31 protein-coding genes are annotated in these 23,803 nt (G+C 44.0%); 30 read left to right on the top strand and 1 reads right to left on the bottom strand.

Annotation, left to right across the window (positions count from 1 at the left end; all coding sequences use genetic code 11):
- Positions 1–44 precede the first annotated feature (44 nt).
- The 15 genes from NYE56_RS18760 to NYE56_RS18690 all read left to right on the top strand — a co-directional run bounded on the left by NYE56_RS18760 (position 45) and on the right by NYE56_RS18690 (position 11,866).
- Entirely contained in the window at positions 45–602 is a 558-nt protein-coding gene (locus NYE56_RS18760) for a manganese efflux pump MntP (protein ID WP_003227661.1), read from the top strand.
- A gap of 75 nt (positions 603–677) precedes the next feature.
- Entirely contained in the window at positions 678–1,130 is a 453-nt protein-coding gene (prpB, locus tag NYE56_RS18755) for a low molecular weight protein arginine phosphatase (RefSeq protein ID WP_217000356.1), read from the top strand.
- A 156-nt stretch (positions 1,131–1,286) separates the two neighbouring features.
- A complete protein-coding gene (rpiB, locus tag NYE56_RS18750) occupies positions 1,287–1,736 on the top strand; it encodes a ribose 5-phosphate isomerase B (RefSeq protein WP_003221910.1) in 450 nt (149 codons plus the stop codon).
- 12 nt (positions 1,737–1,748) lie between these two features.
- Positions 1,749–2,291 carry a TIGR01440 family protein gene (locus tag NYE56_RS18745; protein ID WP_003227667.1) on the top strand — a complete coding sequence of 181 codons (543 nt, stop codon included), beginning with the start codon at positions 1,749–1,751 and terminating at the stop codon, positions 2,289–2,291.
- Positions 2,292–2,497: 206 nt separating this feature from the next.
- Positions 2,498–3,745 (top strand): serine hydroxymethyltransferase, encoded by a 1,248-nt coding sequence (gene glyA / locus NYE56_RS18740; protein WP_003227669.1) that lies wholly within the window; start codon positions 2,498–2,500, stop codon positions 3,743–3,745.
- A 134-nt stretch (positions 3,746–3,879) separates the two neighbouring features.
- Positions 3,880–4,509 (top strand): uracil phosphoribosyltransferase, encoded by a 630-nt coding sequence (upp, locus tag NYE56_RS18735; protein WP_003227670.1) that lies wholly within the window; start codon positions 3,880–3,882, stop codon positions 4,507–4,509.
- A gap of 422 nt (positions 4,510–4,931) precedes the next feature.
- Entirely contained in the window at positions 4,932–5,315 is a 384-nt protein-coding gene (atpI, locus tag NYE56_RS18730; RefSeq protein WP_326208738.1) for an ATP synthase subunit I, read from the top strand.
- 7 nt (positions 5,316–5,322) lie between these two features.
- Positions 5,323–6,057 (top strand): F0F1 ATP synthase subunit A, encoded by a 735-nt coding sequence (gene atpB / locus NYE56_RS18725; RefSeq protein ID WP_003242621.1) that lies wholly within the window; start codon positions 5,323–5,325, stop codon positions 6,055–6,057.
- A gap of 45 nt (positions 6,058–6,102) precedes the next feature.
- The gene (atpE, locus tag NYE56_RS18720) at positions 6,103–6,315 is read left to right on the top strand and encodes a F0F1 ATP synthase subunit C (RefSeq protein WP_003151167.1); all 213 of its coding nucleotides are present in this window, start codon (positions 6,103–6,105) and stop codon (positions 6,313–6,315) included.
- 162 nt (positions 6,316–6,477) lie between these two features.
- A complete protein-coding gene (atpF, locus tag NYE56_RS18715; protein ID WP_003244051.1) occupies positions 6,478–6,990 on the top strand; it encodes a F0F1 ATP synthase subunit B in 513 nt (170 codons plus the stop codon).
- Positions 6,987–7,532 carry a F0F1 ATP synthase subunit delta gene (locus tag NYE56_RS18710; protein ID WP_003227679.1) on the top strand — a complete coding sequence of 182 codons (546 nt, stop codon included), beginning with the start codon at positions 6,987–6,989 and terminating at the stop codon, positions 7,530–7,532. The genes atpF and NYE56_RS18710 overlap by 4 nt, the downstream gene beginning before the upstream one ends.
- A gap of 16 nt (positions 7,533–7,548) precedes the next feature.
- A complete protein-coding gene (gene atpA / locus NYE56_RS18705; RefSeq protein WP_014478256.1) occupies positions 7,549–9,057 on the top strand; it encodes a F0F1 ATP synthase subunit alpha in 1,509 nt (502 codons plus the stop codon).
- A gap of 76 nt (positions 9,058–9,133) precedes the next feature.
- Positions 9,134–9,997 (top strand): ATP synthase F1 subunit gamma, encoded by an 864-nt coding sequence (gene atpG, locus NYE56_RS18700; protein ID WP_003244388.1) that lies wholly within the window; start codon positions 9,134–9,136, stop codon positions 9,995–9,997.
- A 25-nt stretch (positions 9,998–10,022) separates the two neighbouring features.
- Positions 10,023–11,444 (top strand): F0F1 ATP synthase subunit beta, encoded by a 1,422-nt coding sequence (atpD, locus tag NYE56_RS18695; protein WP_003227686.1) that lies wholly within the window; start codon positions 10,023–10,025, stop codon positions 11,442–11,444.
- 23 nt (positions 11,445–11,467) lie between these two features.
- A complete protein-coding gene (locus NYE56_RS18690; protein WP_014478254.1) occupies positions 11,468–11,866 on the top strand; it encodes a F0F1 ATP synthase subunit epsilon in 399 nt (132 codons plus the stop codon).
- Positions 11,867–11,899: 33 nt separating this feature from the next.
- Here the strand turns inward: NYE56_RS18690 and NYE56_RS18685 are convergent, their stop codons facing one another.
- Positions 11,900–12,373, bottom strand: coding sequence for a hypothetical protein (locus NYE56_RS18685; RefSeq protein ID WP_003243900.1), 474 nt, complete (start codon positions 12,371–12,373; stop codon positions 11,900–11,902).
- A gap of 169 nt (positions 12,374–12,542) precedes the next feature.
- Between NYE56_RS18685 and NYE56_RS18680 the strand changes: the two genes are divergently transcribed.
- The 15 genes from NYE56_RS18680 (at position 12,543) to NYE56_RS18610 (ending at position 23,680) form a co-directional block, all read left to right on the top strand.
- Entirely contained in the window at positions 12,543–12,773 is a 231-nt protein-coding gene (locus tag NYE56_RS18680) for a DUF1146 family protein (RefSeq protein ID WP_003227691.1), read from the top strand.
- A 134-nt stretch (positions 12,774–12,907) separates the two neighbouring features.
- The gene (locus NYE56_RS18675; RefSeq protein ID WP_268555941.1) at positions 12,908–13,648 is read left to right on the top strand and encodes a YwmB family TATA-box binding protein; all 741 of its coding nucleotides are present in this window, start codon (positions 12,908–12,910) and stop codon (positions 13,646–13,648) included.
- Between the two features lie 33 nt (positions 13,649–13,681).
- On the top strand, positions 13,682–14,992 hold the full coding sequence (gene murA / locus NYE56_RS18670; protein ID WP_014478251.1) for a UDP-N-acetylglucosamine 1-carboxyvinyltransferase: 1,311 nt from the start codon (positions 13,682–13,684) through the stop codon (positions 14,990–14,992).
- 195 nt (positions 14,993–15,187) lie between these two features.
- Positions 15,188–16,219, top strand: coding sequence for a stage II sporulation protein D (gene spoIID / locus NYE56_RS18665; protein WP_014478250.1), 1,032 nt, complete (start codon positions 15,188–15,190; stop codon positions 16,217–16,219).
- Between the two features lie 385 nt (positions 16,220–16,604).
- Positions 16,605–17,288 carry a vWA domain-containing protein gene (locus NYE56_RS18660; RefSeq protein WP_014478248.1) on the top strand — a complete coding sequence of 228 codons (684 nt, stop codon included), beginning with the start codon at positions 16,605–16,607 and terminating at the stop codon, positions 17,286–17,288.
- A 130-nt stretch (positions 17,289–17,418) separates the two neighbouring features.
- The gene (locus NYE56_RS18655; RefSeq protein WP_014478246.1) at positions 17,419–17,559 is read left to right on the top strand and encodes a hypothetical protein; all 141 of its coding nucleotides are present in this window, start codon (positions 17,419–17,421) and stop codon (positions 17,557–17,559) included.
- A gap of 52 nt (positions 17,560–17,611) precedes the next feature.
- Positions 17,612–18,286: a vWA domain-containing protein gene (locus tag NYE56_RS18650; protein WP_003243553.1), complete on the top strand. Its 675-nt coding sequence runs from the start codon at positions 17,612–17,614 to the stop codon at positions 18,284–18,286.
- Positions 18,287–18,380: 94 nt separating this feature from the next.
- Positions 18,381–18,542, top strand: a complete 162-nt coding sequence (locus NYE56_RS18645; RefSeq protein ID WP_021480806.1) for a hypothetical protein — start codon at positions 18,381–18,383, stop codon at positions 18,540–18,542.
- Between the two features lie 232 nt (positions 18,543–18,774).
- Positions 18,775–19,563 (top strand): formate dehydrogenase accessory sulfurtransferase FdhD, encoded by a 789-nt coding sequence (gene fdhD, locus NYE56_RS18640; protein ID WP_268555940.1) that lies wholly within the window; start codon positions 18,775–18,777, stop codon positions 19,561–19,563.
- 15 nt (positions 19,564–19,578) lie between these two features.
- Complete coding sequence (gene moaA, locus NYE56_RS18635; RefSeq protein ID WP_341284238.1) at positions 19,579–20,604, top strand: GTP 3',8-cyclase MoaA; 1,026 nt, start codon at positions 19,579–19,581, stop codon at positions 20,602–20,604.
- Between the two features lie 191 nt (positions 20,605–20,795).
- Positions 20,796–21,929 (top strand): response regulator aspartate phosphatase RapB, encoded by a 1,134-nt coding sequence (gene rapB / locus NYE56_RS18630; protein ID WP_015251020.1) that lies wholly within the window; start codon positions 20,796–20,798, stop codon positions 21,927–21,929.
- A gap of 155 nt (positions 21,930–22,084) precedes the next feature.
- Positions 22,085–22,564, top strand: a complete 480-nt coding sequence (locus NYE56_RS18625; protein WP_003244390.1) for a hypothetical protein — start codon at positions 22,085–22,087, stop codon at positions 22,562–22,564.
- A gap of 72 nt (positions 22,565–22,636) precedes the next feature.
- Complete coding sequence (gene csbD / locus NYE56_RS18620; protein WP_015251021.1) at positions 22,637–22,825, top strand: stress response protein CsbD; 189 nt, start codon at positions 22,637–22,639, stop codon at positions 22,823–22,825.
- A 212-nt stretch (positions 22,826–23,037) separates the two neighbouring features.
- The gene (locus NYE56_RS18615) at positions 23,038–23,310 is read left to right on the top strand and encodes an ABC transporter (protein ID WP_341284237.1); all 273 of its coding nucleotides are present in this window, start codon (positions 23,038–23,040) and stop codon (positions 23,308–23,310) included.
- Positions 23,311–23,521: 211 nt separating this feature from the next.
- Complete coding sequence (locus NYE56_RS18610) at positions 23,522–23,680, top strand: hypothetical protein (protein WP_268555937.1); 159 nt, start codon at positions 23,522–23,524, stop codon at positions 23,678–23,680.
- The last annotated feature ends 123 nt before the right edge of the window (positions 23,681–23,803 follow it).

The raw sequence follows: 23,803 nt of genomic DNA, 5'->3' as shown, positions 1-23,803 counted from the left end.
CATAGGCTAAAAAAGCGGGGCGTGTCCAAGGGGGTTATTTATGTATGTCGGATTTGTTTATAGGCGAACTGATTACATTAAGCATCATGGCGTTTGCTTTAGGGATGGATGCTTTTTCTGTCGGCCTTGGAATGGGCATGGTCAAACTTAGAAAGAAGCAGATATTCTATATTGGTTTCATCATCGGCCTCTTTCACGTCATCATGCCTCTCGCAGGGATGGCGGCCGGTAACATGCTGTCAGGGCTCCTCGGCGTGTTAGCGGTTTATATCGGTGGGGCGCTGCTTTTTGTTCTTGGGGTTCAAATGCTTATGGCCTCTTTTAAACAGTCAGAAGAACGATTCATGTCACCGGCAGGGCCGGGCTTATTGCTGTTTGCCATCGGCGTCAGCCTTGACAGCTTTTCCGTCGGCTTGAGCTTGGGGATATACGGCTCGCATCCGCTCCTCACAATTACCCTGTTCGGGCTGTTCAGCATGATGTTGACATGGCTGGGCCTGCTGGTCGGAAAACAAGTGCAGTCATGGCTTGGCACATACAGCGAAGCGCTCGGGGGCATCATTTTAATCGTGTTTGGACTAAAGCTGCTTTTGCCAATTTAATATACCAATAAAAGAAACGAAGTCGCCGTTTCTTTTTTCTTCATATATAATAGAGAAAAATAAGGGGTGACTGACATGGATATTATTTTTGTCTGTACTGGAAATACGTGCCGCAGCCCAATGGCTGAGGCGCTTTTTAAATCAATTGCAGAAATGGAAGGGCTGAATGTCAATGTCCGCTCGGCAGGCGTGTTTGCTTCGCCTAATGGGAAAGCGACGCCTCATGCAGTCGAAGCGCTGTTTGAAAAACACATTGCCCTTAATCATGTGTCTTCTCCATTAACTGAAGAACATATGGAATCCGCTGATTTGGTTCTGGCTATGACCCATCAGCACAAACAGATCATTGCCAGCCAATTTGGACGTTATCGTGATAAAGTGTTTACGTTGAAAGAATATGTCACAGGCAGCCGTGGTGATGTCATCGATCCGTTCGGCGGCTCAATTGACATCTATAAACAAACGCGAGATGAGCTTGAAGAGCTTCTTCGGCAGCTGGCAAAACAGCTGAAAAAAGACCGTAGATAAGTTGTCAGAAAATCTGCAAACAGGTCATTTGCAAATCCTGCGTGAAGGAGTAGAATATAGTGAAAAGCACATCATATGGTGTGAATCAAAGAGCGGACAGGCTGCGCGGTCAATAAAGCGGGCGGGCCGCATCACACACGCTGGGAGGAAAAGCAGATGAAAGTAGCCATTGCATCGGATCATGGCGGCGTTCACATTCGAAATGAAATCAAAGAGTTAATGGACGAATTGCAAATTGAATATATTGATATGGGCTGTGACTGCGGCAGCGGCTCTGTCGATTATCCGGATTATGCTTTTCCGGTGGCCGAAAAAGTGGTTAGCGGCGAAGTTGACAGAGGCATTTTAATTTGCGGGACAGGCATCGGCATGAGCATTTCCGCTAATAAAGTAAAAGGGATTCGCTGCGCGCTGGCGCACGATACCTTCAGCGCGAAGGCGACGAGGGAGCATAATGACACAAACATCCTTGCGATGGGTGAACGGGTGATCGGACCTGGTTTGGCTCGGGAAATCGCAAAAATCTGGCTGACTACTGAGTTTACCGGGGGAAGACACCAAACGCGTATTGGAAAAATCTCAGATTATGAAGAGAAAAACCTGTAGGGGTGCTGTTTAATGAATGAGTTGAAACAAACGTGGAAGACGATGCTGTCTGAGTTTCAGGACCAAGCGGAATTGAAACAAGATCAGCTCTTCGTCCTTGGATGCAGCACGAGCGAAGTGGCCGGCAGCCGGATCGGCACATCGGGCAGTGTAGATATCGCTGAAAGCATCTACAGCGGACTTGCTGAGCTTCGGGAAAAAACGGGAATCCATCTGGCGTTTCAATGCTGCGAGCATTTAAACAGAGCGCTTGTCGTCGAAGCAGAAACAGCCAAGCTGTTCAGGCTTCCAACCGTTTCTGCCGTGCCCGTTCCAAAAGCGGGCGGCGCGATGGCGTCTTATGCGTTTAAGCAGATGAAGTCTCCTGTCCTTGTTGAAACCATTCAGGCTGACGCCGGAATTGATATAGGCGATACGTTTATTGGCATGCATCTGAAGCCGGTGGCTGTCCCTGTGCGTGTCTCTCAAAACAGCCTCGGTTCAGCTCATGTGACATTGGCGCGTACACGTCCGAAACTAATCGGCGGAGTGCGGGCGGTTTATGAGTGCGAATGAAAGGACTGCATAGCCAGTCTTTTCTTTTATTTTAAGACAGTGGAATAAATTCCGAACTTTAAATTAAATTTAAGTTATTAATATTCGTTTTTACCAATAAAAATTTAGATTTTTTAAAAAAAATCTTTTACATCGGCCTTAAAAACCATGTACAATAGTGATGGTAAAAACAAAGAACAGGATACGGATAGGAGAGGATCTCGCTGATGAAACATTTACCTGCGCAAGACGAACAAGTGTTTAACGCCATTAAAAATGAGCGTGAACGCCAACAGACTAAGATCGAATTGATTGCTTCTGAGAACTTTGTAAGTGAAGCGGTTATGGAAGCACAAGGATCTGTTTTGACAAATAAATACGCAGAAGGATATCCGGGCAAACGCTACTACGGCGGATGCGAGCACGTCGATGTCGTTGAAGATATCGCCCGTGACCGCGCGAAGGAAATCTTTGGAGCGGAGCATGTAAACGTTCAACCTCATTCAGGCGCACAAGCAAACATGGCAGTGTACTTCACGATTTTGGAGCAAGGCGATACTGTACTTGGGATGAACCTCTCCCACGGCGGCCATTTAACACACGGAAGCCCAGTCAACTTCAGCGGTGTTCAATATAACTTTGTTGAGTACGGCGTAGATAAAGAAACTCAATATATTGATTACGATGACGTGCGTGAAAAAGCCCTCGCTCATAAACCGAAGCTTATCGTAGCAGGAGCAAGTGCGTATCCTCGTACAATCGACTTTAAGAAATTCCGTGAAATTGCTGATGAAGTCGGCGCTTACTTCATGGTGGATATGGCACATATCGCAGGACTTGTTGCGGCAGGCCTTCATCCAAACCCGGTTCCTTACGCTGATTTCGTTACAACAACAACACATAAAACACTTCGCGGTCCTCGAGGCGGTATGATCCTTTGCCGTGAAGAGTTTGGCAAGAAAATTGATAAATCGATCTTCCCTGGAATTCAAGGCGGCCCGCTGATGCACGTTATTGCCGCAAAAGCTGTTTCATTCGGTGAAGTATTGCAGGACGATTTCAAAACATATGCGCAAAACGTCATTTCAAACGCGAAACGTCTGGCTGAAGCCTTAACGAAAGAGGGCATCCAGCTCGTTTCAGGCGGAACAGACAACCACCTTATCCTTGTTGACCTTCGTTCGCTCGGACTGACTGGTAAGGTTGCGGAGCATGTACTTGATGAAATCGGTATTACGTCTAACAAAAACGCGATTCCATATGATCCTGAAAAACCTTTCGTAACAAGCGGCATCCGTCTTGGTACAGCTGCTGTAACCAGCCGCGGTTTTGACGGAGACGCATTAGAAGAAGTCGGTGCTATCATTGCGCTTGCATTGAAAAACCACGAAGATGAAGGAAAACTTGAAGAAGCAAGACAGCGTGTAGCTGCTCTGACTGATAAATTTCCTTTATATAAAGAATTAGATTATTAAGATCCTAAAACCCGCTTGGGCTTATGCCCGGCGGGTTTTTTGACGATGTTCTTGAAACTCAATGTCTTTTTTTGTAGAATCAATAGAAGTGTGTAATTGTTGATGGGACAATAAAAAAGGAGCTGAAACACAGTATGGGAAAGGTTTATGTATTTGATCATCCTTTAATTCAGCACAAGCTGACATATATACGGAATGAAAATACAGGTACGAAGGATTTTAGAGAGTTAGTAGATGAAGTGGCCACACTCATGGCATTTGAAATTACCCGCGATCTTCCTCTGGAAGAAGTGGATATCAATACACCGGTTCAGGCTGCGAAGTCGAAAGTCATCTCAGGGAAAAAACTCGGAGTGGTTCCTATCCTCAGAGCAGGATTGGGAATGGTTGACGGCATTTTAAAGCTGATTCCTGCGGCAAAAGTGGGACATGTCGGCCTTTACCGTGATCCAGAAACCTTAAAACCCGTGGAATACTATGTCAAGCTTCCTTCTGATGTGGAAGAGCGTGAATTCATCGTGGTTGACCCGATGCTCGCTACAGGCGGTTCCGCAGTTGAAGCCATTCACAGCCTTAAAAAACGCGGTGCGAAAAATATCCGTTTCATGTGTCTTGTAGCAGCGCCGGAGGGTGTGGAAGAATTGCAGAAGCATCATTCGGACGTTGATATTTACATTGCGGCGCTAGATGAAAAATTAAATGAAAAAGGTTATATTGTTCCAGGTCTCGGAGATGCGGGTGACCGCATGTTTGGAACAAAATAAAAAATGAAATCCCCAAAAGGGGGTTTCATTTTTTTATCCATTTTTTTGCTATTCGGTGAATCTGTATACAATTATAGGTGAAAATGTGAACATTCTGTGGAGACGTAAAGTATAAAAAGTTTTTTAACTTTAAACAGATTGACACATGTTAGGGGCTATTGTATGCTAAACGAGGGTATTATGAGAAGGTTTTCATAGCTTTCATTATAGTCCTCATCCTCAATGTAAATCCTCTCAGCAAACCCGTATTATGAGGATTTATTTAAGCGAATGAAACAGCATCCCTGCAAGGCTTGCGGATGAATGATTTTTTCGAACAGGCCCGTTTTGCCGGTCAAAAAAGGTCTTCTACTAAGGGTTAACCGCTGATTTTTGCCGTATCCAAGCTATACATTATTTTTTCATCAGGAGACAGATAATTGATGGACGATCCCAAGCTTACATTTAGCAGACAACGCAAATATTTATTGTTCATTTTGGCAGTGTATGTACTGGGTTATGGTTTAACAGCGTATAAAACCGTTTTTTTAGGCCTTATTCTGGGAACTGTTTTCAGTTTGTTTAATTTTTTACTGCTCGTCAGAAGAATGAATGCTTTTGACAGAGCTGTTGTGAAAGGAAAGTCCATACGATCTCTCGGGAGCGCAGCGCGGTGGTGCAATGCGATTCTTGCTGTGGCTGTTGCCTATAAAAATCCCGAATACTTTCATATGGCAAGTACAGTTATTGGATTAATGACAATATACCCTGTCATTATGATAGATTCCTTTATCCAGCTTAAACGTTCATCAATGGAAGAGAGGTGAAAACCCTTTGAATCATGGTTACAGAACTATAGAATTTCTAGGTCTTACTTTTAATCTGACAAACATTCTGATGATTACTGTGGCGAGTGTGATTGTTTTATTGATTGCTATATTGACGACAAGAACGCTTTCGATCCGTCCCGGAAAAGCCCAGAACTTTATGGAATGGATTGTTGATTTCGTCCGCAATATTATTGGCAGTACAATGGATTTAAAAACAGGGGCTAACTTCTTGGCACTTGGTGTCACATTGCTGATGTACATATTTGTGTCGAATATGCTGGGGCTGCCGTTCTCTATTACAATCGGACATGAGCTCTGGTGGAAGTCTCCGACAGCCGATCCTGCCATTACATTAACGCTAGCCGTGATGGTTGTTGCTTTAACCCACTACTATGGTGTGAAGATGAAAGGGCTCAAGGAATATTCCAAAGACTATTTAAGACCTGTTCCATTCATGCTCCCGATGAAAATCATCGAAGAGTTTGCGAATACGCTGACTCTAGGTTTGCGGCTGTATGGTAACATCTTCGCTGGTGAGATTCTTCTCGGCCTGCTTGCGGGATTAGCAACAAGCCATTATTCGCAAAGCGTGGCTCTCGGTCTTGTCGGTACAATCGGTGCCATTCTGCCGATGCTGGCATGGCAAGCATTCAGTTTATTTATTGGTGCTATCCAGGCATTTATCTTTACAATGCTGACGATGGTGTACATGTCTCATAAAATCAGTCATGATCATTAAAACATTATATCCAAACGGATAACATTTTAAAGGAGGAACTTTTTCATGAATTTAATAGCAGCTGCGATTGCAATTGGTTTAGGCGCACTTGGTGCAGGTATTGGTAACGGTTTGATTGTTTCACGTACGGTAGAGGGGATTGCCCGTCAGCCGGAAGCAGGTAAAGAACTGAGAACTCTTATGTTCATGGGTATCGCATTAGTTGAAGCCCTTCCTATTATCGCTGTCGTTATCGCATTCTTAGCGTTCTTTGGCTAAGCATAAAAGCCTTATATGAACTAAAAATGGCGAAGATCATTCCAAGAGAACCTTCGCCATTGCTTTATGTCTGATAAGCATCCCGCCTTGCCGGCTGAAAAGAGACAAGTGCGGCTGCTGGATCAGCAAAGAAAAACCTGCAGAAGGGAGTTGCCGTAGTAGATGTCTCAATTACCACTTGAACTAGGATTGTCGTTTAACGGCGGAGATATCCTGTTCCAACTGTTAGCTATGTTAATCTTATTAGCGCTTCTGAAGAAATACGCTTTAGGGCCGCTATTAAACATAATGAAACAGCGTGAAGACCACATCGCTGGAGAAATTACGTCTGCTGAAGAAAAAAATAAAGAAGCGCAGCAGCTTATTGAAGAGCAGCGCGTTCTTTTAAAAGAAGCAAGACAGGAATCCCAAACTCTTATCGAAAACGCAAAGAAACTGGGAGAGAAGCAAAAAGAAGAGATTATTCAGGCTGCACGTGCAGAATCTGAACGTCTGAAAGAAGCAGCAAGAACTGAAATCGTGAAGGAAAAAGAACAGGCGGTTTCTGCTCTCCGTGAGCAAGTAGCGTCTCTTTCTGTCATGATTGCGTCGAAAGTGATCGAAAAAGAACTGGATGAACAAGCGCAAGAGAAATTGATTCAGGACTATCTTAAAGAGGTAGGAGAAAGCCGATGAGTGGATCAGCTGTCTCTAAACGATATGCATCAGCTCTTTTTGATATAGCCAATGAGTCCGCTCAGCTGAATCAAGTAGAAGAAGAGCTAACTGTTGTAAAACAAGTATTTCAAAATGAAAAAGCGCTTAATGATGTGTTGAACCATCCGAAGGTGCCGGCTGCGAAGAAAAAAGAGCTGATCCAAAATGCATTTGGCTCTTTGTCACAGTCCGTGCTTAATACGATTTTTCTTTTGATTGACCGCCATCGTGCCGCGATTGTGCCTGAGCTCACAGATGAGTTTATCAAACTCGCAAATGAGGCCCGTCAAACAGAAGACGCAATCGTATATTCAGTGAAACCGCTGACGGATGCTGAAATTTTACCATTATCACAAGTGTTTGCAAAAAAAGCCGGAGTCGCTTCACTGAGAATCAGAAATGAAGTGCAGACGGATTTAATAGGCGGCATTAAAGTCCGCATTGGAAACCGGATTTATGACGGCAGCGTAAGCGGGAAGCTTCAGCGCATTGAACGTCAATTAGCCGGGGAAAATCGATAGAAGGGGTGAAACCTAAGTGAGCATCAAAGCTGAAGAGATTAGCACGCTGATAAAACAGCAAATACAAAATTATCAATCTGATATTGAAGTTCAAGACGTAGGTACAGTCATCCAAGTCGGTGACGGTATTGCACGTGTGCACGGCCTTGACAACTGTATGGCCGGTGAACTTGTTGAATTTTCAAACGGTGTTTTGGGTATGGCTCAAAACCTTGAGGAATCAAACGTAGGTATCGTCATCTTAGGACCTTTCAGTGAGATCCGTGAGGGAGACGAAGTAAAAAGAACAGGCCGCATCATGGAGGTTCCTGTTGGTGAAGAGTTAATCGGCCGTATTGTAAATCCGTTAGGCCAGCCGGTAGACGGACTTGGCCCGATCCTTACAAGCAAAACTCGTCCGATTGAGAGCCCTGCACCAGGCGTTATGGACCGTAAATCCGTTCATGAACCGCTTCAAACCGGTATCAAAGCGATCGATGCACTGATTCCAATCGGCCGTGGCCAGCGTGAGCTGATCATCGGTGACCGTCAAACAGGTAAAACATCTGTTGCGATCGATGCGATCCTGAACCAAAAAGACCAAGACATGATCTGCGTATATGTTGCGATCGGTCAAAAAGAATCAACAGTCCGCGGCGTAGTAGAAACATTGCGTAAACACGGCGCGCTTGATTATACAATTGTTGTAACGGCGTCTGCGTCACAGCCGGCACCGCTTCTGTACCTGGCACCGTATGCTGGGGTTACAATGGCAGAAGAATTTATGTACAGCGGCAAGCACGTTCTTGTTGTATACGATGATCTTTCTAAACAAGCGGCTGCTTACCGTGAGCTGTCCTTGCTTCTTCGCCGTCCGCCAGGCCGTGAAGCGTTCCCTGGGGATGTATTCTATCTTCATTCCCGTCTGCTTGAGCGTGCAGCAAAGCTTAGCGACGCGAAAGGCGCAGGATCAATTACAGCTCTGCCGTTCGTAGAAACACAAGCCGGAGATATCTCTGCTTATATTCCGACGAACGTCATTTCCATCACCGACGGACAGATCTTCCTGCAATCTGATTTGTTCTTCTCGGGCGTACGTCCAGCGATCAACGCCGGATTGTCTGTATCCCGTGTCGGCGGCTCAGCGCAAATCAAAGCGATGAAAAAAGTATCAGGTACTTTGCGTCTTGACCTTGCGTCATACCGTGAGCTGGAAGCATTCGCTCAATTCGGTTCTGACCTCGACCAAGCGACTCAGGCAAAACTGAACCGCGGTGCGCGTACAGTTGAAGTGCTGAAGCAGGATCTGAACAAGCCGCTTCCGGTTGAAAAGCAAGTAGCCATTCTTTATGCGCTGACAAAAGGATATCTCGATGATATTCCTGTGGCGGATATCAGACGTTTTGAAGAAGAGTACTACATGTACCTTGACCAAAACCATAAAGACCTGCTTGACGGAATTGCGAAAACAGGAAACCTTCCTGCTGATGAAGACTTCAAAGCTGCAATCGAAGGCTTCAAACGCACATTTGCACCAAGCAACTAACTCGAATGCTGATGAGAGAAAAAGGTTCTCTTTTTCTCTCTTTTTACGCAGATGAAGAGAAAAGGTGGTGAAATCTTTGGCCTCATTACGCGATATTAAGTCAAGGATCACGTCAACGAAAAAAACAAGTCAGATTACAAAAGCCATGCAGATGGTATCTGCGGCTAAGCTGAATCGTGCTGAAAACAATGCAAAATCATTTGTGCCATATATGGATAAAATCCAAGAGGTTGTGTCAAACGTCGGAAGAGTTTCCGGCAACGTGAAGCACCCGATGCTTCTCAGCAGAGAAGTGAAAAAAACGGCATACCTTGTCATTACGTCTGACCGCGGTCTTGCCGGCGCTTTTAACAGTTCGGTTTTACGGAGTGCTTATCAGGCCATGCAAGAACGTCATCAGTCTAAGGATGAGTATGCGGTGATTGCCATCGGAAGAGTGGGCCGTGATTTCTTTAAGAAACGTGAGATTCCGATCATTTCCGAGTTAACAGGACTTGGGGATGAAGTAACGTTTACAGAAATTAAAGATCTTGCCCGTCAAACGATCCAAATGTTTATAGACGGTGCGTTTGATGAATTGCACCTTGTTTATAACCATTTTGTCAGCGCCATTACTCAAGAAGTAACGGAGAAAAAACTTCTGCCGTTATCTGATTTGGGCAGCGGCGGCGGAAAAAGAACGGCGTCTTATGAATTTGAACCATCTGAAGAGGAGGTTCTGGAGGTTTTGCTTCCTCAATATGCAGAAAGCTTAATCTTCGGTGCGCTTCTTGACAGTAAAGCAAGTGAGCACGCTGCAAGAATGACGGCGATGAAAAATGCGACAGACAACGCGAAGGAACTTATCGATTCACTTTCGCTTTCTTACAACCGCGCTCGCCAAGCAGCCATCACACAAGAAATTACGGAAATTGTCGGCGGAGCAGCCGCTTTAGAATAGAAAGATTTTGTCAGGAGGGATAGCGATGAAGAAAGGACGCGTTAGCCAGGTATTAGGACCGGTCGTCGACGTGCGTTTTGAAGACGGTCACTTGCCTGAAATTTATAATGCGATTAAAATTTCACAGCCAGCTGCAAGTGAAAACGAAGTAGGTATTGATTTAACGCTTGAGGTCGCTCTTCATTTAGGTGATGATACAGTCCGTACAATTGCAATGGCATCTACAGATGGTGTTCAGCGCGGTATGGAAGCTGTAGATACAGGAGCGCCAATCTCAGTACCGGTTGGTGATGTAACACTTGGACGTGTATTTAACGTTCTCGGAGAAAATATTGATTTGAATGAGCCGGTTCCTGCGGATGCGAAAAAGGATCCGATTCACAGACAGGCGCCTTCATTCGATCAGCTTTCAACAGAAGTTGAAATTCTTGAAACAGGTATTAAAGTTGTTGATTTGCTTGCTCCTTACATTAAGGGTGGTAAAATCGGATTGTTCGGTGGTGCCGGTGTAGGTAAAACCGTATTAATCCAGGAATTAATCAACAACATCGCGCAAGAGCACGGCGGTATCTCTGTATTCGCCGGCGTAGGAGAGCGTACTCGTGAAGGGAACGACCTTTTCTACGAAATGAGTGACTCTGGCGTTATCAACAAAACAGCCATGGTATTCGGACAAATGAACGAGCCGCCGGGCGCACGTATGCGTGTTGCTTTGACAGGCCTTACAATGGCTGAGCACTTCCGTGATGTACAAGGACAGGACGTACTGTTCTTTATCGATAACATTTTCCGTTTCACACAAGCGGGTTCAGAGGTTTCAGCCCTTCTTGGCCGTATGCCTTCAGCGGTTGGTTATCAGCCGACGCTTGCAACTGAGATGGGTCAGCTCCAAGAGCGTATCACGTCTACGAACGTTGGATCGGTTACATCTATCCAGGCGATCTACGTGCCTGCCGATGACTACACTGACCCGGCGCCGGCAACAACGTTCGCTCACTTGGATGCGACAACAAACCTTGAGCGTAAATTAACTGAAATGGGTATTTACCCTGCGGTTGATCCGTTGGCATCTACATCACGCGCCCTTGCTCCTGAAATTGTCGGAGAAGAACATTATGCGGTTGCGCGTGAAGTACAGTCAACGCTTCAGCGTTACAAAGAGCTTCAAGATATCATTGCGATTCTCGGTATGGATGAATTAGGCGAGGAAGACAAACTTGTCGTTCACCGCGCACGCCGTATCCAGTTCTTCCTTTCTCAGAACTTCCACGTGGCTGAACAGTTCACTGGACAAAAAGGTTCTTACGTGCCTGTAAAAGAGACGGTACAAGGCTTCAAAGAAATCTTAGCCGGTAAATACGACCATCTTCCAGAAGATGCGTTCCGTCTTGTAGGCCGTATTGAAGAAGTTGTTGAGAAAGCAAAAGAAATGGGTGTAGAAGTTTAATCTGGTCCTAGGAGGGTAAAAGCATGAAGACCGTTAAAGTCAATATCGTTACTCCCGACGGCCCAGTATACGATGCGGATATCGAAATGGTGAGTGTGAGAGCCGAAAGCGGCGATCTCGGTATTTTGCCAGGCCATATTCCAACCGTGGCTCCTCTTAAAATCGGCGCTGTCCGCCTGAAAAAAGACGGACAGACTGAAATGGTTGCTGTCAGCGGTGGATTTGTAGAAGTCCGTCCTGATCAGGTCACCATCCTTGCCCAGGCTGCCGAGACAGCGGAAGGCATTGATAAAGAGCGCGCTGAAGCTGCACGCCAGCGGGCGCAGGAGCGTTTGAATTCTCAATCAGATGATACTGACATTCGTCGGGCTGAGCTTGCGTTACAGCGGGCTTTGAACAGATTGGATGTAGCAGGGAAATAAGAAAAAATCCTTCTCATAAAGAGAAGGATTTTTTTATGAACGCACAAGAGAATCAAACAGCGATAACAGCGGGCGATCCTCTTTTGGACGCAGGTATAAACCATCACAGGCATTCATTGTATGCCACGATTTGCGATGTCTTCTAAAGCCAAGTGTATAAGCGCCGTCTTTATAGGGATAAGGTTTTACAACCCATTCAGCATCTTCATGGCGGGCAATCACGCAATCTATAAGATAAACACTGATCATTTTCTCGAATTCTTCAATAGGAAGATTCCAATCAGCAAGCAAAAGCTCTTGTATACTTTGAAAATAAAGGTTTTCAAGCTCTTCAAGGCTTTCTCTCGTATAGGTAAGAGAAATGTTAAAAAACTGACACAATTCATTCAGTTCTTCAATCTGTGACTGTCTATAATCATAATAGAATGCAATTGCTTCCCATTCCTGATCAAAAATTGGCAGGTCCTCACCATATTGCTTTTCAGGCTGAAAAAAAGAATGATTCACATTTGCCAGCTCCTTTCCAATAAAGTATACCATGTAAAAGAATCGCACTTTAAGCGGGGATTAGCCCTAGATTTGGCTGATTATTCCGTTCTGTATAAAATGTATCATCTTTATCTGTGCTTCTTATATAATAAGAAAGGGTATGAACGCAGAGAAAGGAGTGTAATAGATGAGTGTATTGGGACAGCAGGCTGCAATCGGCATTGTCGTTCACCTGATTTTTATAGCAGTGACTTGGTGGGCGTTGCAAGCCGTCAATATAGATCCGTTAATCAAAAAAGGCAAAGTCGTGCAGGCTAGACTCCTGATGATTTTGCTGACAATTGCCATTGGAACGGCCGTTGCCAATTTCTTTTTAGATTACCTCAATTATTCACAGCAGCTTCCCTATCTATTTTAATAGGTTTTGAACATTATTATCATTAAATGGTTGGGAGAAGCGGGTTGAAGCGAATAGCTCGAGTTTTGACGAAGATTTTTACGTATGGCGCCTCTTGCCTCCGGTAAAACTGGGGATAAGGGGGAGAGATGAACATGAAGAAAAAACAAGTAAGCCACGCTATTATCATTTCCGTCATGTTAAGCTTCGTCATTGCTGTTTTCCATACCATTCATGCGAGTGAATTAACGCCGTTAGCACAAATGGCAGAGGGGATGGAACGCCAAGATGTGTCAATAGATAAGTGGACATTGCATGCAAAACAAAACATGTCACTGACCGAAAAAGAATTTTATCAAAAAGTGCAACGTTTAAAATCAGAGTATCGTCAATATGATTGGGTGATTGCACGGGAAGATAAAATGATAAAGGCAATTGGCACATATACTGACAAAAAAATTCGTACTTCTTTTAGACTGCAGCTTGTCACAACCCTCAAAAAACACAATCCAACTTCGTATTTATTATATGAGCAAATGAGTCTAGAGACACCGGATAGCTGGAATGATACATATGAACAGTTTGAACGGGAGACACTTGGGATATTCCAAGAAAAAGTAGTTATTTTTACTTGTCTAAATGGTCACTTAGATGATAATATGAATATTGTTTTGCAAAAAAAAGCAAATCAGTTATTAAATGAATTTCAAGCAAGATCAGTAGAACATGTAGTTGAGCCAAATTTCGTTTCTATTTCTGCGTTTACAGATGAGTGGGAAGAGTACATTATGACCTCGAAACATAAAATGAATTTGCAAATTGCACTTAGAAGTGCAGGAATGGGCGGAAAACATACCGTTACGGTTGGCACACCAATCGTTACGACTGAATATTAATATAGAGAATTTAGGGACGCGGAGGGGAATACCTTGGAAAAAATCATCGTCCGCGGCGGTCAGAAGTTAAACGGCACAGTCAAAGTTGAAGGCGCTAAAAATGCCGTTTTACCTGTTATCGCTGCATCTTTATTAGCAAGTGAAGAAAAAAGCGTAATTTGTGATGTACCTACGCTCTCCGATGTATATACAATTAACGAAGTGTTGCGTCATTTAGGAGCAGATGTGCATTTTGAAAATAATGAAGTGACTGTAAATGCTTCATACGCTTTGCAAACTGAAGCACCTTTTGAATATGTTCGTAAAATGCGTGCGTCTGTGCTTGTCATGGGGCCGCTTCTTGCGCGTACAGGTCATGCAAGAGTTGCACTTCCGGGCGGATGCGCAATTGGTTCCAGACCGATTGATCAGCATTTAAAAGGTTTTGAAGCAATGGGCGCAGAAATCAAAGTCGGTAATGGCTTCATTGAAGCTGAAGTAAAAGGCCGACTGCAAGGCGCAAAAATTTATCTGGACTTCCCAAGTGTAGGAGCTACAGAGAACCTGATTATGGCAGCCGCTCTAGCTGAAGGAACAACAACGCTGGAAAACGTGGCAAAAGAACCCGAAATCGTTGATTTAGCAAACTATATCAATGGCATGGGCGGAAAAATCCGCGGAGCTGGCACCGGCACCATCAAAATTGAAGGAGTCGAAAAGCTTCACGGCGTAAAACACCATATTATTCCTGACCGTATTGAAGCGGGCACATTTATGGTTGCTGCTGCAATTACTGAAGGAAACGTATTAGTAAAAGGAGCGGTTCCTGAACACCTCACCTCTTTAATTGCAAAAATGGAAGAGATGGGTGTAACAATTAAGGATGAAGGTGAAGGCCTGCGTGTCATCGGCCCGAAAGAACTTAAACCGATTGACATCAAAACAATGCCTCACCCGGGCTTCCCGACTGATATGCAGTCACAAATGATGGCGCTTCTGCTTCGTGCAAGCGGCACAAGCATGATTACAGAAACCGTTTTTGAAAACCGTTTTATGCATGCGGAAGAATTCCGCCGTATGAATGGTGATATCAAGATTGAAGGACGTTCTGTCATCATTAACGGTCCTGTACAGCTTCAGGGAGCTGAAGTTGCAGCGACTGATTTGCGTGCAGGTGCAGCGCTGATTCTTGCGGGGTTAGTGGCTGAAGGTCACACACGTGTTACTGAATTGAAGCACTTAGACCGCGGTTACGTTGATTTCCATAAGAAGCTTGCCGCTCTGGGCGCAGACATCGAACGTGTAAATGATGAGTCTGCTTCTGAGCAAGAGAATAAAGAAGTCGTTTCTGACTTAAATGCATAAACTTACTTGAAAATCAGTATGTCACTCTGGCATACTGGTTTTTTATTTTTTGTGTATTATCATCATTATGCGCAAAATAGCAAAAAAGAATACGTAAATGACAAATAAAGTTTCTGTCCAAAACGAGAGTCATATTAGCTTGTCCCTGCCCATAGACTAGACTAGAGTCGAATCCCGAGCAGGAGGCAGCTGAATATGAAACAATTCGCAATCACACTATCCGTACTATGTGCATTGATTCTCTTGGTTCCGACACTCTTGGTTATACCATTCCAGCATAATAAGGAAGCGGGGGCCAGTGTAGAATCAGAAAAGACAGCAGTAAGCACGAAACCAGCATCGAAAGGAGCAGAAACATTGAAAGCATCACCTGTTTCTATTCCCGTCTATCGAACCGCAAATCAATCCGTAGAAAACATTCCGCTTGAAGAGTATGTGATTGGAGTCGTCGCCTCCGAAATGCCGGCAACCTTTGAATCTGAAGCACTGAAAGCCCAGGCCCTCGCCGCCAGAACATTTATTGTCAGACTGATGGTGTCAAATTCAGCGGTTGAGGCTCCTAAAGGCTCACTGGTGGATGATACACAGATGTTCCAGGTGTATAAAAACAAAGCGGAGCTGAAAAAACAGTGGGGCACAAGCTATGAGACAAAACTGAAGAAAATCACAGCTGCGGTAGCCAGTACGCAAGGCAAAATCTTAACGTACAACAACCAGCCGATTGAAGCCTCCTTTTTCTCCACAAGCAACGGCTACACAGAGAATGCAGAAGCTTATTGGACAAGTGCTATCCCATATTTAAAAAGCGTCAAAAGCCCATGGGATAAAAAGTCTCCGAAATATAAGGCAACGAAAACCTTTACAGCGGCAGAATTTCAGCAAAAGCTTGGCGTCAAGCTGGATGGATCTAGCGCAGTAGGGAAGATTACCGGCGAGACACCGGGCCACCAGGTCGCAACTGCCGTCATTAACGGCAAGACGCTGAAAGGAAGAGACATACGTGAAAAGCTGGGTCTCAACTCCGCCGATTTTGAATGGAAGCGGAATGGAGACACAATTACAGTCACGACGAGAGGATTTGGCCACGGTGTGGGGATGAGCCAATACGGAGCGAATTTTATGGCCAAAGAAGGCAAAACGGTTGATGACATTGTAAAGTACTATTACCAAGGCACACAAATTTCTGAGGCAGATGCGTTTTTGAATAAATATATGGCGAAAAAGTAGAAAAAGACGCTCTTTGGGCGTCTTTTTCTGTTCTTGAATGTCTTTTATCTAAGAGCAGCTGAAACGGTTTAGAGGAGCTTCTGACCGTCTTTAAGGATCAGTCCTTTTTTCCTGATTTCAGGCTTTGAGATTGTGGTAAAGTCATCCACATTTGTCGACAGACTTCGACAGACTCATATAACGAAAGCCGAAAGGCGGACAATCTTCTCTTTTCATAGGGGCGTTAGGTGGAAATCACTAATAAAAACATAGGTTTCTATGCAAAAGTAAACAACAGCAATGGGGAAGCCCGCCCTATTTATTTCTCGGTTTTTGTTGATTACGATAGATTATGTTCAGCGTTGAACATCTGCACGCAGAAACAAATTGGTAAAGGGGTACGAACATGAAGAAAAGATTTTCACTGATCATGATGACAGGATTGCTTTTTGGATTAACTTCACCTGCTTTTGCAGCTGAAAAGTCAGAAACGGAGGCTAAAGCGCCGGCGAACGTGGCGGTCTTGCTTGATGCCAGCGGAAGTATGGCGAAAAGAATAGATGGTGTATCTAAATTTAATTCAGCCAAAAAAGAAATTTCAAAGTTTGCGAGCTCATTGCCAGAAGGAACTCAGGTGAAAATGAGCGTGTTTGGCTCTGAAGGAAACAATAAAAATTCCGGAAAAGTTCAGTCATGTGAAGCCATTCGCAACGTATACGGCTTCCAAAGCTTTAACGAGCAAAGCTTCCTCAATTCTCTCAATACAATTGGGCCGACTGGCTGGACGCCAATTGCCAAAGCGCTGAACGAGGCGAAATCTTCTTTTGACCAGCTTGATGCAAAAGGGGAAAAAGTGGTGTATCTGTTGACAGACGGTGAGGAAACGTGCGGAGGAAACCCGATTAAAACAGCAAAGGAACTGCAAAAAGACAATATCACTGTTAATGTGATCGGCTTTGATTATAAAGAGGGATACAAAGGCCAGCTGAACGCAATTGCGAAAGTAGGCGGCGGTGAATACTTCCCGGCTTATACCCAAAAAGATGTTGAGAAAATTTTCACTCAGCAATCACTAATGTTATCTAAATAAGAAAAAAGAGGCTGGTGATGGTCAGCCTCTTTTTGTATGTAACAAAAACTTCAAAACTAATTAGCTATCTGCCTGTAGCATAGTAGCAGATTTCCGTTTTTCTGTCATAATCAAGGCGAAAAAAGAATGAATGATCACACAATCTGTTTATGCTTTCTGGGCGGAAATGGCTAAAAATGAACGGCATTTCAAGCGATTTTGGACAGATCGTGAAAGCAGCACAAAAGGCAGCATGTCCTATATCTTTTTGCATTTTCGTATTCTAGCATAAAGAAGAATCCAACATATAGTTGGAAAATATGAAAAAGAAAGGAAGTAATCATATGAAAAAATTGCTGGCTGCCGGTATCATTGGATTGTTGACTGTTTCCATTGCCTCCCCGTCTTTTGCCGCTGAGAAACAGGCTGATACAAATGTAGCTGTTTTGTTTGACGGAAGCGGAAGCATGGTTCAAAAAACAGGAGGAGAGCGCAAAATAGACATTGCCAAAAAATCAGTAAAATCTTTTGCCGAACTCCTTCCGAAGGATACAAATCTTATGCTTCGCGTTTTCGGGCATGCAGGGAACAATAAACTGTCCGGTAAAGCCCTTTCGTGCAGTACGACGGAAACCATTTACGGCCTTCATCCATATGAAGGGTCTCTGTTTGACAATTCATTGAGTGAGCTCAAGCCGACTGGATGGACACCGATTGCCAAAGCACTTGCAGACACAAGAAAAGAATTTGAAGCATTTGACGCAGACGGGAAAAACGTGGTGTATTTAATCACTGACGGTGAAGAAACGTGCGGCGGAGACCCTGCGGCGGAAATCGAAAAGCTCCGTGCATCAAATGTGGATACGATTGTAAACATCATTGGCTTCAACTTTGATGTCAAGGGTAATGAAGAGATGAAACAAGCAGCTGTCGCTGGCGGCGGAGAATATATTTCAGCGAACAGTGCGGATGAGTTCGAACAGGCTTGGGAAAAAGAAGCACAAAAATTTACTGAGTAAGGAACCTAAAGATCAGGCGCTCCCCCAGGCGCCTTTTTTTATTGGTTTAAAAACAATTTGGCCGGGAATGATACCCTAAAAAGGGGTTGAACATATGAAATTATTAGGAATGATTTTTCTTATAGCCACCGTTGCATTCATATTGCTTGGTGTTCTTCTAAAACTGGCAGCCTTCTTTTTTGTCAGCATTCTCACCTTGATCGCAGCTATTGTGCTGTTTACGGTTCTGAAAAAGAATCAGTATAATCAACCATAGAGTCCTTTCTATAGAGGGCTCTCAGCGTGTCGACAAGCCCAGCGTTCGTTGTCAATGCACATTGGTAAAAGGAATGGAGGCTAAATGCTTAGGCGCCCTGCCTAAACACCGCCGTCATCACATCCTGTGAAAGCCCTTTATATAGAGGGCTCTTTTTGTGTCTCAGAATTCGACAAAATCCGAGGAGTGTGAAAAAATATAAAGGCAGGAACATTGCGGAGGGGAAGAGACATTGAACGATAAAGTAACTGCGGTCAGGGATGTATGGCGCTATGAACTAGGGGAAATAAGGAAAGTAGAAGACCGGATGGTGACGGAATTCCCTTTGACAGTGATACTGAATGGCAGTGAATTTGTGACGCTCGTTTGTACGCCTGAGCATATCGAAGAGCTTGTCATCGGATTTCTCGCATCAGAGGGTGTTATACGATTTCAAAAAGAAATTAAAAGGTTTACAATAGATGAAAGTCTCGGTTTTGTATATGTCGACCTCGTTCACCCTGAGACATTGGATCAAAAGGATTATACGAAACGGGTGATCGGCTCATGCTGCGGAAAGGGCCGTCATTTTTATTTTCAGCAGGATGTCAAAACAGCCAAGACGGCTGTCAGCCAAATCAAGATATCGCCTGAGGCATGTATGGCGCTTATGAAAGACATGCAGCAAGGGAGCGGGACGTTTCAGGATACGGGAGGCGTCCATAATGCGGCGCTTTGCGACACAGAGAAGCTTCTGTTGATGCGCACCGATATCGGTCGGCACAACGCACTTGATAAACTATACGGACACTGCCTTCTAAACGGGATGTCCGTACGCGACAAACTGATTGTGTTCAGCGGCAGAATCTCATCAGAGGTCCTGTTAAAAGCGGCCAAAATCGGCGTGTCGATTGTCATTTCCAAATCGGCCCCGACGGAGCTTGCGATTCAAATGGCTGAAGAATTGAATATCACAGCGATTGGATTTGTCAGAAACGGATCATTTAATGTATATACACACCCTGATAGAATCAGGGAGTAGGAAGGGGCTGTAGCTATGATTACAGAGTCGCGTCAGATGTTGGATAAAAGAAACAGACCGCTGAGAGACCTTCGCATTTCTGTTACAGACCGCTGCAACTTCCGATGCACGTACTGTATGCCCGCCGAATTATTCGGCCCGGATTATCCCTTTTTAAAGAAAGAGGAGCTGCTTTCATTTGAGGAGCTGGAACGGCTTGCGACATTGTTTGTCACAAGATTTGGCGTTGAAAAAATCCGCCTGACCGGCGGAGAGCCCCTCATGAGAAAGGATATGCCGGAGTTAATCAAAAAACTGGCCCGCATACCGGGTATTCGTGACATCGCGATGACGACAAACGGATCACTGCTGCCTGTTTATGCAAAGAGGCTCAAGGAGGCTGGGCTGAAAAGGGTTACGATCAGCCTTGATTCTTTGGAAGACGAGCGTTTTAAGAAGATAAACGGGCGCGGTGTTTCTGTCAGCAAGGTGCTGGAAGGCATTGAAGCGGCGAAGCAAGCAGGGCTCGGTGTTAAAATCAATATGGTCGTTCAAAAGGGCCTCAATGAAAAAGATATACTGCCTATGGCCCGTTATTTTAAAGAAAAAGGGCATATCCTGAGATTCATTGAATTTATGGACGTAGGCAACACCAACCAATGGGAAAAGAAAGACGTCATGACAAAGGCGGAAATCATAGATTTGATCAATGAACACATGCCGGTTGAGCCGATAGCGCCTAATTGTATAGGAGAAGTGGCTTCCAGATTCCGCTACTTGGACGGCTCCGGAGAAATCGGTGTTATATCATCTGTATCTGATGCGTTCTGCGGATCTTGCAACAGAGCCCGTCTTTCTGCGAGAGGAGAGCTGTTTACCTGCTTATTCGCTTCAAGCGGATTTGACCTCAGAGCTCCGGTTCGCCAGGAATTAAGTGATGACGAACTATCAGAAATGATCGGGACAGTATGGAAAAATCGGATCGATCAGTATTCAGTCGATCGTACGCTATCAAAAGCATCTGGCAAAAAGAAAGTGGAAATGTCTTATATTGGCGGTTAATTTGAAGTCAAAAGCTTATCGGCACTGTCCGGTAAGCTTTTTTATTAGAATCCGAGTGCAAAAAATACGTATAAAAACCGAAATATATAAGGATAGGCATAAAGAAGGAATCATTGTAAGAAAATTTAATTCCAAAGCCATACATTATGATAAAATATAACCAATTAGAAAATAGAAAGGGTTGGAGGGGCATGGCCGCGTACGAGATCCCGTCATCTCAAGTAGGAGTGAAAATCAATAAGTGGTATAAGCACATTTTAGCATTTCAAGTGGCTGATGCCGTAAAGCTGAAGGAAGAAATTGATCTAGATATCGAACAGATGGAAGAGGATCAGCTGCTTCTCCTATATTATCAGCTGATCAGCTACCGTCACCAAATTATGCTGGATTATGTAAAGCCTGACCTGCACGAGGAATCTCAGCTTCAATATCGTGAATTGATCAAAACGCTGGAAAGTAATCAGGACAGCATCTCCGGATTATCTGAGTATTATTTTCACTTGTTTAGAGGAATGTACGAATTTGAACAGAACAATTACATCTCGGCTATATCCTTTTATCGGAAAGCTGAGAAGATGCTTGCGTTTGTAGAAGATGAAATTGAAAGAGCGGAATTTCATTTTAAAGTGGCGGAAGTCTTTTATATTATGAAGCAGACGCACTTTTCCATGAACCACGCTGTACAGGCGCTGGAGACGTATAAGGCTCACGATTTTTATAGAGTCAGAAGAATTCAATGCCATTTCGTCATATCAGGAAACTACATAGACTACAGAAATTATGAAAAAGCGCTTGAACATTTAGATGACGCGTATCGCCTTGCTTTATTGGAAGGACAGCCCCGTTTGATCGGATCAGCCCTTTATAATATTGGGAATTGCTATGATGACAAGGGGGAGCTGGATCAGGCCGCCGAATACTTTGAAAAAGCGCTTCCTGTCTTCGAGGATTATCAGCTGGAACAGCTTCCAAAAGCGCTCTTCAGCCTGACTCGCGTTCTTTTCAAAAAACAAGATAGCGAAGCTGCGATACGGTACTATGAAAAAGGGATTGCCATTGCCCAAAAACGAAACGACTTCTTCAGTCTGGCAAAATATAAATTTCTGCAGGCATTATATGTGGAATCTGTCAATTTGGATATGATTCAAGAAGTATTTGATTATATGGAAGAAAAGGGCCTGTATGTATATATTGAAGAATTTGCTTTAGATGCAGCCTCTTATTTCAGTCATCGCGAACAATATAAAGAAGCGGTGTATTTTTATGAAAAAGCGGTCAGCATGAGAGAGATGATTCAAAGGAACGATTGTTTATATGAAGTATGAGACAAAACCATCTGCTGGCAGATGGTTTTTTTTTATGCAAAAAAAGGGGAGCATCGGAACGTTTATTTCCGGGGAGAACAGGAAAAATCGCTACAGCACTGTTTTTTGAACAAAAGCCGTTTTGAGATGCAGATATGCATGTGAGGGGGAATTCAATGTTTGGTTTTAATGATATGGTGAAGTTTCTGTGGTCTTTCCTCATTGTTCTGCCGCTTGTACAGATTATACATGTTTCAGGGCACAGCTTTATGGCTTTTATTTTTGGCGGAAAGGGATCGTTGGATATAGGCATGGGAAAAACGCTGCTTAAAATTGGACCCATACGGTTCAGAACGATTTATTTTATCGATTCTTTTTGCCGGTACGGGGAGTTGAAAATTGATAATCGATTCTCAAATGCACTCGTGTATGCAGGGGGCTGCTTGTTTAACCTCATCACGATTTTTGCAATCAATCTGCTGATTATACACAGTGTATTAAAGCCGAATGTGTTTTTCTATCAGTTTGTCTATTTTTCTACGTATTATGTGTTTTTTGCCCTGCTGCCGGTCCGATATTCGGAGAAAAAGTCATCAGACGGGCTGGCGATATACAAAGTGCTCCGTTACGGAGAGCGCTACGAAATCGATAAATAACATTAGAATGTTTATTGCCTCTCAGATCGGGAAGGTAACAAGTACACACATAATTGAGAGGGGAGAATTAACATGGGTAACGATAGTGTAAAAGACAAAATGAAGGGCGGCTTCAATAAAGCCAAAGGAGAAGTGAAGGATAAAGTCGGAGATATGGCTGACAAAACGGACATGCAGGCTGAAGGCAAAAAAGATAAGGCAAAAGGCGAAATCCAAAAGGATATCGGGAAAGCCAAGGATAAATTTTCAGATAAAGATTAATCGTACGGAAGAGGCAGGAAACGAAATGTTTCTTGTCTTTTTTTGTTCGCTTTTTCTGATGTGAATAAATATAACAAAAAAAGAAGCTGATTTGGTCAAGGTAACTAAATTTTTTAAATATTATTTGAATTAATAGGCCTCTTCTATATAATAATGACATAAGTTGTAAAGTTTTATAACATCATTTGGAGAAATCAAACAAAGGGGTTTTGATGACGGAATGTAATGCACCGAAGAAAGTGTCGGAAGCCAGCGGGAGTGCGAAAAAACAGTTGATATCGACACAAGCGGGGATTCATTCAATGAGGGCCGGAATTCTTCACTCGTTAAGAGGAACGGTGGCGATCAGCGAAGTGACCGTCCATGATAAGGAGTTAATGGCAATAGTCGGGTTCTCGGTATCGTGGAGGACGGCGCCTCAGACTGGCTTCCATGCCATGCTTCCGGTTGCGGAGCAAAACAACGGGCTGCCATCAGGAATGTAACGTCTGGTTATGATCAATCGATGGTTTAGCACATTCTTAGCATGGAGGTTCACCCGGGGCAGATTGTCGCTGTATTAGGCCGAAATGGAGTCGGCCAATCCACTTCATAGGCCTGCTTTCGGCTAAACAGGGGGGCTATTTGTTTTAATCAAACGTTTGTTCAAAACGAAAAGGCGGTCAACAGCAGCAGCTTGCAATTGCCAGAGCGCTGATGGTAAATCCGAAAAATATTTTACTTAATGAACAATTGGAAGGAATTCAGATTTCAATTGTCGAACTAGTCAGACAAGTTATTATAGAAATTTCCAGAAAAAAAGACATTTGTTATCTTAGTCGAGCGCAGTCTGGAAAACGCGTTAATCTGTGCTGACTATCTTTCTGTGATCGACAGGGGAACGGTTGTTGACCATGGCAAGGCTGATGAAGAAACGGCATGCCGCTTTGAAAGGCACCCTACCGTATGATCCCCATTCTCGAAGAAAGGGAGGTGATG

The sequence above is a fragment of the Bacillus sp. FSL R5-0603 genome (assembly GCF_038050295.1).
GTDB lineage: Bacteria > Bacillota > Bacilli > Bacillales > Bacillaceae > Bacillus > Bacillus subtilis.
Note: the sequence above shows the minus strand (reverse complement) of the source record. Positions and strands in the feature narration are given on the sequence as shown.

Coding starts and splice junctions, on each gene's coding strand:
- atpI (WP_326208738.1), top strand. CDS start 4,932: ATGGACGATCCCAAGCTTACATTTAGCAGACAACGCAAATATTTATTG.
- NYE56_RS18610 (WP_268555937.1), top strand. CDS start 23,522: ATGGTAAATCCGAAAAATATTTTACTTAATGAACAATTGGAAGGAATT.
- NYE56_RS18760 (WP_003227661.1), top strand. CDS start 45: ATGTCGGATTTGTTTATAGGCGAACTGATTACATTAAGCATCATGGCG.
- NYE56_RS18710 (WP_003227679.1), top strand. CDS start 6,987: ATGAGTGGATCAGCTGTCTCTAAACGATATGCATCAGCTCTTTTTGAT.
- glyA (WP_003227669.1), top strand. CDS start 2,498: ATGAAACATTTACCTGCGCAAGACGAACAAGTGTTTAACGCCATTAAA.
- spoIID (WP_014478250.1), top strand. CDS start 15,188: ATGAAACAATTCGCAATCACACTATCCGTACTATGTGCATTGATTCTC.
- NYE56_RS18625 (WP_003244390.1), top strand. CDS start 22,085: ATGTTTGGTTTTAATGATATGGTGAAGTTTCTGTGGTCTTTCCTCATT.
- NYE56_RS18745 (WP_003227667.1), top strand. CDS start 1,749: ATGAATGAGTTGAAACAAACGTGGAAGACGATGCTGTCTGAGTTTCAG.
- rapB (WP_015251020.1), top strand. CDS start 20,796: ATGGCCGCGTACGAGATCCCGTCATCTCAAGTAGGAGTGAAAATCAAT.
- atpF (WP_003244051.1), top strand. CDS start 6,478: ATGTCTCAATTACCACTTGAACTAGGATTGTCGTTTAACGGCGGAGAT.
- upp (WP_003227670.1), top strand. CDS start 3,880: ATGGGAAAGGTTTATGTATTTGATCATCCTTTAATTCAGCACAAGCTG.
- NYE56_RS18690 (WP_014478254.1), top strand. CDS start 11,468: ATGAAGACCGTTAAAGTCAATATCGTTACTCCCGACGGCCCAGTATAC.
- NYE56_RS18615 (WP_341284237.1), top strand. CDS start 23,038: ATGACGGAATGTAATGCACCGAAGAAAGTGTCGGAAGCCAGCGGGAGT.
- NYE56_RS18660 (WP_014478248.1), top strand. CDS start 16,605: ATGAAGAAAAGATTTTCACTGATCATGATGACAGGATTGCTTTTTGGA.
- atpE (WP_003151167.1), top strand. CDS start 6,103: ATGAATTTAATAGCAGCTGCGATTGCAATTGGTTTAGGCGCACTTGGT.
- NYE56_RS18645 (WP_021480806.1), top strand. CDS start 18,381: ATGAAATTATTAGGAATGATTTTTCTTATAGCCACCGTTGCATTCATA.
- NYE56_RS18680 (WP_003227691.1), top strand. CDS start 12,543: ATGAGTGTATTGGGACAGCAGGCTGCAATCGGCATTGTCGTTCACCTG.
- NYE56_RS18675 (WP_268555941.1), top strand. CDS start 12,908: ATGAAGAAAAAACAAGTAAGCCACGCTATTATCATTTCCGTCATGTTA.
- rpiB (WP_003221910.1), top strand. CDS start 1,287: ATGAAAGTAGCCATTGCATCGGATCATGGCGGCGTTCACATTCGAAAT.
- NYE56_RS18655 (WP_014478246.1), top strand. CDS start 17,419: ATGATCACACAATCTGTTTATGCTTTCTGGGCGGAAATGGCTAAAAAT.
- moaA (WP_341284238.1), top strand. CDS start 19,579: ATGATTACAGAGTCGCGTCAGATGTTGGATAAAAGAAACAGACCGCTG.
- NYE56_RS18650 (WP_003243553.1), top strand. CDS start 17,612: ATGAAAAAATTGCTGGCTGCCGGTATCATTGGATTGTTGACTGTTTCC.
- atpD (WP_003227686.1), top strand. CDS start 10,023: ATGAAGAAAGGACGCGTTAGCCAGGTATTAGGACCGGTCGTCGACGTG.
- csbD (WP_015251021.1), top strand. CDS start 22,637: ATGGGTAACGATAGTGTAAAAGACAAAATGAAGGGCGGCTTCAATAAA.
- prpB (WP_217000356.1), top strand. CDS start 678: ATGGATATTATTTTTGTCTGTACTGGAAATACGTGCCGCAGCCCAATG.